General features: G+C 52.4%; 1 protein-coding gene and 1 pseudogene. Both read left to right on the top strand.

Annotated elements, in window-relative coordinates; translation table 11 throughout:
• Window positions 1-426: 426 nt before the first annotated feature.
• A complete protein-coding gene (locus ACXJ5O_RS27500) occupies window positions 427-849 on the top strand; it encodes a hypothetical protein (protein WP_457302676.1) in 423 nt (140 codons plus the stop codon).
• A gap of 27 nt (window positions 850-876) precedes the next feature.
• A pseudogene (locus ACXJ5O_RS27495) lies at window positions 877-1,218 on the top strand (OmpA family protein); the annotation flags it as partial.

Here is a 1,218-nt window from a genome sequence, read left to right as displayed (position 1 = left end):
CCTATCTGCCAGGTGGTCTGGAAGATTTCGTCGATGGTGTCATTCCGATCCTTCAGAAACGAGGATTGTTCCGTCGCGAGTACGAAGGATCCACGCTTCGTGATCATTATGATCTCTCCCATCCACAAAATCGGTTCGTATCTCAAGCCGCTTAAATCGTCAGGAAAACGAGAGCGCTGGAAGGCTACCGGCCTGCCCGCGTTGAATAGCGCCGGGCTGACGGGCTCCTATCAATGCTCCGTCGCTTTGCTCCACAATCTCTTTGCGGCATGCCGAATTGAAGGCGCTTGCAAGTATCAGGTCTGGCGCTATTGCCTGTAAGTTACTGTAACATACTCCCGGGCCCGCAATGCATTGCATAGGTTGTAGCCAGCTGTGGTCATATGCAGTTGACCATCGGGTGATGCAACACGGGGATCATACGCAATGAATAGACTTGGTTTGCTCAGTGGAGCGATTGTGATTGSTTCGCTATCCTTGGCTGGGATTGGTCGAGCCGATACCATGAGTTATGCCGATGCGGTGACGGCGCTTGCCAAGGACTGTGGCTCGGACATCAAGAAAGTCTGTAAAGGCCTCAACCTCGGCAATAATCAAATTCAAGACTGCCTGCAGAAAAACGAAGCAAAGGTTTCGCCCACCTGTACCTCCACGCTGGGGCAGGTGACGGCTTCGATCCAGCAACGTCAGGCGGCGCAGACCGGGTTCTTCAAGATTTGTGCACACGATGCGGCGCAATACTGCGGTGGCGTCAAAGGGGAGGGTAACATTCTTGCCTGCCTCTTAAAGTCGAAACGTGTGGACAACGGCAAGTGCAACCAAGCCATAACAGACGCTGGTTGGCGGTAGATCATGACCACGAAGAGGGGAAAAAAGATGTTTGTTCGTCAACTTCGCGCCACTGTGGCACTTGGCTTTTTGCTGATCGCCGGCAATGCCTCTGCTCAGCAACTCAACAATCAGCAGCTGATCAGTAGTCTGAGTCAAATCTCCAACGCTGCACCTGTCATAGATCCGGCTTTGCTCATGCAGGAAGCAAATGCCAATGTCGGCAAAGGCGTTGCCAACCAGCCGAACTGGAGCCAGCTCGTTAACCTATCGCAGCTGCTTGTCGAGATCGATTTTGAGAACGATTCCATTGCAATCGAACCGAAATCATACCGGACTGTCGGCCTCATCGCCGATGCYCTRCATCATCCCAATTTGATGTTTTACAAG

The sequence above is a fragment of the Phyllobacterium sp. P5_D12 genome, from assembly GCF_054049495.1.
The sequence above is the reverse complement of the archived record's forward strand: the minus strand, read 5'-3'. Positions and strand labels throughout refer to the sequence as shown.